Origin of the sequence: Treponema sp. JC4 (genome assembly GCF_000260795.1) — a bacterium.
Classification (GTDB): domain Bacteria; phylum Spirochaetota; class Spirochaetia; order Treponematales; family Treponemataceae; genus Treponema_D.
The window spans coordinates 1-754 of record NZ_AJGU01000118.1; the positions used below are offsets into that span (position 1 = coordinate 1).

Here is a 754-nt window from a genome sequence, read left to right on the forward strand (position 1 = left end):
ATAATGAAATAGCTTTTTCAAAATTTTTTTAAACCTAAGCGTTCCTCATTTACAAAAATTTATCTGCGAATTTTCTTTTGTCATATTTTGTCTAATATATCTACAGTTTTGTCAGAAGAATTGTCATCAGTAATTACAATCTCATCAACTTTCAAGGTTTGGTTAAGAATCGAATCAATTTGCTCATTTAAGTGTTTTTCACCGTTATAGGTTGCCATTGCAACGGAAATCATTTGTAATATGCCTCAAAATCGTGTTTAGCAACCTGCATTTCTTTTGGAGGAAGCTGCATATAATCACCAAAAATATTTGAAAGATAAGTATGATAATCTTTTACTGATTTATATTTTCTTCCTTCAAAATCAACATCAACAAATTCATCAAACAAATTACCTGGCATTTCTTCTTTTCTGCCATAACCAAATATTGAATTGGCAATTATATTACTGCTTTCAAAGTCATTTTGTTTTGCAATTCTATCAAACCTCTTTGGGAAAAAATTTCCAGGAAGTAGTTTAAAGATATAAAAAAGAACCTTTCGTATATTTTTTTTATGCCATGTTCGTTTCGATGTTCTTTCTGGTAAAGACATGTAGCAAGATTACGAAGTTTTAACATTTTTTTCCAATATTGATTCCGCTTTTCTGAATCATTTGGAAGTCCATCGATTACAAATAAATCGATATTTACTCCAAGCTCACATATTTTCCTTTCGTATGACTCTATTAATATTGTAGATGTATCAACAATCTTA

Annotated in this window: 1 protein-coding gene and 1 pseudogene; both read right to left on the reverse strand. The window is 29.2% G+C overall.

Going from position 1 to position 754, the window contains the following annotated elements:
* Window positions 1-80: 80 nt before the first annotated feature.
* Window positions 81-233 carry a glycosyltransferase gene (locus MSI_RS14435; protein WP_007590589.1) on the reverse strand — a complete coding sequence of 51 codons (153 nt, stop codon included), beginning with the start codon at window positions 231-233 and terminating at the stop codon, window positions 81-83.
* Window positions 230-750 (reverse strand): annotated as a pseudogene (locus tag MSI_RS15115) (LicD family protein). Before MSI_RS15115 ends, MSI_RS14435 begins: the two are co-directional and overlap by 4 nt.
* Window positions 751-754 lie beyond the last annotated feature (4 nt).

Bases quoted from the DNA above. Each gene is read 5' to 3' on its own strand.
- MSI_RS14435 (WP_007590589.1), bottom strand. From the start codon at position 233: ATGATTTCCGTTGCAATGGCAACCTATAACGGTGAAAAACACTTAAAT.